Origin of the sequence: Microvirga zambiensis WSM3693 (assembly GCF_016735695.1) — a bacterium.
Lineage (GTDB): Bacteria > Pseudomonadota > Alphaproteobacteria > Rhizobiales > Beijerinckiaceae > Microvirga > Microvirga zambiensis.
The window spans coordinates 1-6,237 of record NZ_JAERQD010000133.1; the positions used below are offsets into that span (position 1 = coordinate 1).

Genomic DNA, 6,237 nt, shown 5'->3' on the forward strand with positions numbered 1-6,237 from the left:
TGCGGCCACCCACGTCTTGAGGAACCGCCGCGCTGGATAAGACGTGGGTGCCCGGGACGAGCCCGGGCATGACGGCGCGGGTGTCATTCCCGGTCCGATCATGATGAGCGGGGCGCCTTTGGGATCGCGATCACCGGCGCGAGTCCGGGGGATGACGTGAGGGTGTGCAGGAGGGGCAGGGTCATTCCCGGCCGGAAGACGGGGAGGGCGCGGGCGAAGGATCGCGCGCCATTGACAGCCACCCCTCTCTCCCGCATCCAAACGCCATGCCGCAATCCACCACCGTCCGATCCTCCGGCGATTTTCGCGCCGACACACGCTACGAATATGCCCGCGCGGCCTTCGACGAGGGCGATTTCGAGGCTGCTGCGGATCTCGCCCGGCAGGTGATCGAGCTTGCCCCCGGCTTTGCGCCTGCCCACGCCATGCTCGGGCGCTCCGCCGCCGAGACAGGCGCAGAGGAGGAGGCGGTGGCCGCACTGCGCCAGGCTCTGGCGCTCGAGCCGGAGGATGCGCTCGGCGTGCGGCTCGATCTCGCCCGGCTCGGCGCGCTTGCCCCGGATGAGGCGATCACCGACGGTTATGTGCGGGCGCTCTTCGACGATTACGCGCCGAAATTCGACCGGCATCTGACGAAGAGCCTCGCCTATCGCGGCCCGGAGCTCCTCGCCGATGCTCTGCGGCGCGCCTGCTCGAAGCGCCTGCGCGATGACCGCTTCGGCGTTGCCCTCGATCTCGGCTGCGGCACCGGCCTGATGGCGCAGGCGCTGGAGGGTGCCTTCTCCTCCATGGAAGGCGTCGATCTCTCGCCGCGCATGCTGGAGAAGGCGGAAAAGACCAAGCTCTACGATGCCCTGCACGAGGGCGAGCTCGTCTCGTTTCTCGCCGCGCGCCCGCCGGCCGAGGTCGATCTCGTGGTGGCGGCGGACGTGTTCGTCTACATGGCGGCGCTCGATGCGGCGTTTCGCGAGGCGCATCGGGTGCTGAAGCGCGAGGGGCTTTTTGCCTTCACGGTCCAGGCCCATGACGGCGAGGGTTTCATCCTCGGACAGGATGCCCGCTATGCGCATGGTGAGGCTTATCTGCGCGAGCTTGCGGACGCTGTCGGCTTCACAATGGTGATCTTCGAGCACGTCTCGACCCGGGAGGACCGCGGCGTGCCGGTCCCCGGGCTTTTGGCCGTTCTGCAGCGCTGAAGATTTTTGGTAAAACTCCCTCCACCCTCATTCTTAGAGACTGCTCGAAAAGGATTTCTCACCTCTAGAGCCGTTTCCACCTGCGTGGAATCAGCTCTTTTCTTTGCTTTGCCGCATTTTTTGACGGCGAACCGGATCCACTTCACCGAAAAATGCTCTGGCCCTCATCCTGAGGGCCGCCATAGCGGCGTGTCGAAGGACGAGGGCGTCTCCAGCGCGCTCTGGAACCTCCTTCGAGACGGTCGCTCCGCGACCTCCTCAGGATGAGGCGAGAGACCGACGAGCCTCTCAGGAAAAGGCGGAGTTTATGAGTTGGGCTCTCAGACCTGCGACGGCGTCGAGGGGTGCGGTGCGCTCTCGTAGCAGCCGGCCACCGACTGGTCGAAATCGATCACCGAGCCGGTCATCATGCCGGATTCGGAACTCGACAGGAACGCCACGGCGCGGGCCACTTCGCGCGGCTCGAGCAGGCGTCCGAACGGCTGGTCCTTCATGGCGTTCTCCAGCCATCCGTCCTGGGCGCCGTGATAAAGCCGGATGATCCGGTCCTCGCCGGGCGTGTTCATCCAGCCGATGTTGAGGGCGTTGACGCGGATGCGCCAGGGCATGAGGCTGAAGGCGGCATTCTTGGTCAGCGTCGCGAGCGCGCCCTTCGAGCCGCTATAGGCGGTGATGAAGGGCTGGCCGCCATGGGCCGACATGGACAGGATGTTGACCATCGCGCCCTCGATCTTCTCGCGCCGCATGATCTTGGCGGCTTCCTGCATCAGGAAGAAGGGCGCGCGCACGTTGACCGCGAACATGCGGTCGAACAATTCCGGGCTCGTATCGAAGATGGTGCCGCGGTCGGTGATGCCGGCGGCGTTCACCAGCACGTCGACCCGCCCGAACACGCTGTCGGCCCGCGCGGTCACCTGACGCGCCTCCTCGACGCTTTCGAGATCGGCCTGCACGAATTCCGTATGGCAACCTTGGCTCGAGATCTCCCGCGCCACCGCATGCCCGCGCTCCGCGTTGCGGCCGCAGATCACGATGCCCTTTGCGCCGCGCTCGGCGAAGGTGCGGGCGATGGCCTCGCCCAACCCTTGGGTGCCTCCGGTGACGACGGCGACGGCGTTCTGGAACTGGAATTCGTCTGGCATGGCGTTTGCCTTCTGGTTATCGCGGTTGGCGTGCCTCGACCTGTAAGGATCTTAGGTCGGATGGCAAGCCGGCAAAGGGATGCGTTCACATGTTCCGCCCTCGGTGTCGTCCCCGGCGAGCCGCAGGCGAGGGAAGGGGATCCACTCACAGGCGCTGCGGCTATGGATTCCCTTTCCCTCCGCTGCGCTTCGGCCGGGAATGACAAAGGGGCGATGCCCGGCCATGGCGGAACCTTTCCGGCGGCCTTATCTTGAGGCCACATGTCCGACGTGCCGCCCTCCCTTCTTCCAAAGATCTTCCGCGACTGGTTCGAGAGCCGGGGCTGGGCGCCCCGGTCGCACCAGCTCGACCTGCTCGCCAAGGCGCGCGAGGGCCGCTCGGTGCTGCTCGTGGCGCCGACCGGCGCCGGCAAGACGCTCGCCGGCTTCCTGCCGAGCCTCGTGGAGCTGACGGAGCGGGGGCCGAGCCGGGGCACCGCCAAGGAGAAGCGCGGGCTCCACACCCTCTACATCTCGCCGCTCAAGGCGCTCGCCACCGACGTCGCCCGCAATCTCGAGATCCCGATGGCCGAGATGGGGCTCCCCATCCGCGTCGAGACCCGAACGGGGGATACCCCCTCGCACAAGCGCGCCCGGCAGATCGAGCGGCCGCCGGACATCCTGCTCACCACCCCGGAGCAATTGGCCCTGCTGCTTGCCCATGCGGAAGCGCGGGATTTCTTCAAGGATTTGCGTCGCGTGGTGCTCGACGAGCTCCATTCGCTGGTCACCTCGAAGCGCGGCGATCTTTTGTCGCTCGGGCTCGCGCGGCTGATGGCGATCGCCCCCCAGGTGACGGCGGTGGGGCTTTCCGCAACCGTGCGCGAGCCGGATGAGCTGCGGCGCTATCTGGTGCCGCAGCGTGCCGCTGTTTCCCTCCCCCTTGCGGGGAGGGATGAAGGGTGGGGGTCGAAAAGTCGAAGCGCCGTGCTTCATTCAGATATTGCGGTTGCCGATACGACGCCAAGCTTGGCTGAACTTTCACCCAGTCATACCACCCCCACCCCTAACCCCTCCCCGCAAGGGGGAGGGGAAATACCCATGGCCGACCTCGTGGTCGTGCAGGGCGGCGCGCAGCCCGACATCCGCATGCTGGAGCTCGACGAGCCGCTGCCGCTCGCGGGGCATACGGCGTCGCTGTCGATGCCGGCGATCTACGATCTCATCCGCGCGCACAAGACGACGCTCGTCTTCGTCAACACGCGCCTGCAGGCGGAATACACGTTCCAGGAGCTGTGGCGCCTCAACGACGACGGGCTTGCGATCGCGCTGCATCACGGCTCGCTCGACGTGTCGCAGCGCCGCCGGGTCGAGGAGGCGATGGCGGCGGGAAAGTTGAAGGCGGTCGTCTGCACCGCGACGCTCGATCTCGGCATCGACTGGGGCGATGTGGATCTCGTGGTCAATGTGGGCGCGCCGAAAGGCGCGTCTCGCATCATGCAGCGCATCGGCCGGTCGAACCATCGCATGGACGAGCCGTCGGAAGCCTATCTCGTGCCGGCGAACCGCTTCGAGATTCTCGAATGCCGCGCCGCGCTGGATGCGGTGCACGAGGCGGCGCAGGATACTCCGGATGCGCGCATCGGCGCCCTCGACGTGCTCTGCCAGCACATTCTCGGCATGGCCTGCGCCGAACCGTTCAAGCTCGAGGGATTCTACGACGAGGTGAGTTCGGCGGCACCCTATGCCGATCTGTCGTGGGAGGATTTCGAGGCCTGCGTCGCCTTCGTCGCGACGGGTGGTTACGCGCTGCGGGCTTATGAGCGCTTCGCCAAGATCGTGAAGGGCAAGGACGATCTGTGGCGCGTGCGCGATGCGCGGATCGCGCAGCAATACCGGCTCAATGTCGGCACCATCGTCGAATCCACCATGATCAAGGTGCGCCTTGGGAAATCGATGCGCTCGCGTCCAGGCACCGTCCTGCCGCGCGGACGAATCCTCGGCGAGATCGAGGAATATTTCGCCGAGACGCTGACGGTGGGCGACACGTTTCTGTTCGCCGGCGAGGTGCTGCGCTTCGAGGGCATCTCCGAGGACGAGGCGCTGGTCACGCGCGCGGGCTCCGGCACGGATCCGATGATCCCGTCCTACGAGGGCGGCAAGTTTCCGCTCTCGACCTTTCTCGCGGCGCGCGTGCGGGAAATCCTCGCCGACCCGTTCGAGTGGGACCGGCTGCCGCCGCAGATGACGGAATGGCTGCTGCACCAGCGCCGCCGCTCGATCCTGCCCGGGCCGCGCGATCTTCTGGTCGAGACCTTTCCGCGCGCCAACCGCTTCTACATGACCTGCTTTCCGTTCGAGGGCAGGCTCGCGCATCAGACGCTCGGCATGCTGCTCACCCGCCGCCTGGAGCGGGCGAAGCTGAAACCTCTCGGCTTCGTGGCGAACGATTACGGCATCGCGGTCTACGGCACGGGCGACATCGCGGCGCGCGCGGCGCGCGATCCCGATTTCCTGGACGAGCTCTTTTCCGAGGACATGCTCGGCGACGATCTCGAGGCCTGGCTCGCCGAATCGGCGCTCATGAAGCGCACCTTCCGGCAATGCGCGGTGATCGCCGGGCTGATCGAGCGCCGCTTCCCGGGCGAGAAGAAGACCGGCCGTCAGGTCACGATCTCGACCGATCTCGTCTACGACGTGCTGCGCAAGCACGAGCCCGACCATGTGCTCCTGCGGGCCGCGCGGGCGGATGCGGCAACGGGACTCCTCGACGTGAGGCGCCTCGGCATGATGCTTGAGCGCATCCGGGGGCGAATCATCCACAAGCCGCTCGACCGGGTATCTCCCTTGAGCGTGTCCGTCATGCTGGAGATCGGCCGCGAGCGCGTCTATAGCGACGATGCGGACGAGATTCTGGCGGAGGCGGAAGCGACGCTTCTCGACGAGGCTTTGGCGTGACGGCATTGGTTAAGAACAAAAAGACAACACACGAGATCGAGCTTGCGGGGCAACTGGCGCTGCTCGACCTGACGGGGGCGATGTATCTTCCCGCCCACGATGCTTTGCTCGTGGCCGATCTCCATTTCGAGAAGGGCTCGTCCTTTGCCCGGCGCGGCATGATGCTGCCGCCCTACGACACCCGCGAGACGCTTGTGGCGCTCTGCGACGCGGTGTTCCGCTTCGACCCGAAGACAGTCATCGCGCTCGGCGACTCGTTTCACGATATCGGTGGGCCGGAACGCCTGGGAGACGAGGAGCGCACGACGCTCGCGGACGTGCAGGCGGGCCGCGACTGGATCTGGGTTACGGGCAATCATGATCGCGTCCTCCCCGAGAGCATCGGCGGGCAGGTGGTCGAGGAAATGGCGCTCGGTTCGCTAACCCTGCGCCACGAGCCGGCGGCGGGCGACCAGGCGGAGATCGCCGGCCATCTGCATCCGGTCGGCAAGGTGGTGATGCGCGGGCGCGCCACGCGCCGGCGCTGCTTTCTTACCGACGGCCAGCGTTGCGTCATGCCGGCGCTCGGCGCCTATGCGGGCGGGCTCAATGCCTGCGATGCCGCCTTCAAGCCGCTGTTTCCGAAGGGCTTTACCGCCCATCTCATCGGCTCGGAGCGCATCTTCGCGATCGCGAAATCGATGCTCTGCCGGGATTGAGGACGACCACTTTCGTCATCACCTCCCCGGACTTGATCCGGGGATCGGTGCCGGTGATCTCGATGAATTGAGGCGCCGCGCTTCACCGTATCGGGATGGCCGGGACAAGCCCGGCCATGACGTCGACGGATGCCTTTCCTAATCCCTTCTGAAGATGGCGCTGGCGATCCAACCGGAGAGGAGGGCGATGGCGGCGGTGGCGAGCCCGTAGGCGAGCGACCAGTCGCGGGCGATGACGCCGATCTGCTCCTCGAAGCCGGTCTT

Annotated in this window: 5 protein-coding genes; 3 read left to right on the plus strand and 2 right to left on the minus strand. The window is 66.3% G+C overall.

The features are described from left to right. The first annotated feature begins 266 nt into the window (after nucleotides 1-266). Nucleotides 267-1,196 carry a class I SAM-dependent DNA methyltransferase gene (locus tag JKL46_RS33900; protein WP_201842822.1) on the plus strand — a complete coding sequence of 310 codons (930 nt, stop codon included), beginning with the start codon at nucleotides 267-269 and terminating at the stop codon, nucleotides 1,194-1,196. 320 nt (nucleotides 1,197-1,516) lie between these two features. Here the strand turns inward: JKL46_RS33900 and JKL46_RS33905 are convergent, their stop codons facing one another. Continuing rightward, the gene (locus JKL46_RS33905; protein ID WP_201842824.1) at nucleotides 1,517-2,338 is read right to left on the minus strand and encodes an SDR family oxidoreductase; all 822 of its coding nucleotides are present in this window, start codon (nucleotides 2,336-2,338) and stop codon (nucleotides 1,517-1,519) included. Nucleotides 2,339-2,599: 261 nt separating this feature from the next. Here JKL46_RS33905 and JKL46_RS33910 point away from each other — a divergent pair, with 261 nt between their 5' ends. Beyond that, nucleotides 2,600-5,275, plus strand: a complete 2,676-nt coding sequence (locus tag JKL46_RS33910; protein ID WP_201842825.1) for a ligase-associated DNA damage response DEXH box helicase — start codon at nucleotides 2,600-2,602, stop codon at nucleotides 5,273-5,275. Further along, complete coding sequence (gene pdeM / locus JKL46_RS33915) at nucleotides 5,272-5,973, plus strand: ligase-associated DNA damage response endonuclease PdeM (protein WP_201842826.1); 702 nt, start codon at nucleotides 5,272-5,274, stop codon at nucleotides 5,971-5,973. Before JKL46_RS33910 ends, pdeM begins: the two co-directional genes overlap by 4 nt. A gap of 138 nt (nucleotides 5,974-6,111) precedes the next feature. On the opposite strand, the gene JKL46_RS33920 is transcribed toward pdeM, so the two are convergent. Next, on the minus strand, nucleotides 6,112-6,237 hold a 126-nt coding region (locus tag JKL46_RS33920; RefSeq protein ID WP_201842827.1), incomplete at its 5' end, for a TIGR02186 family protein.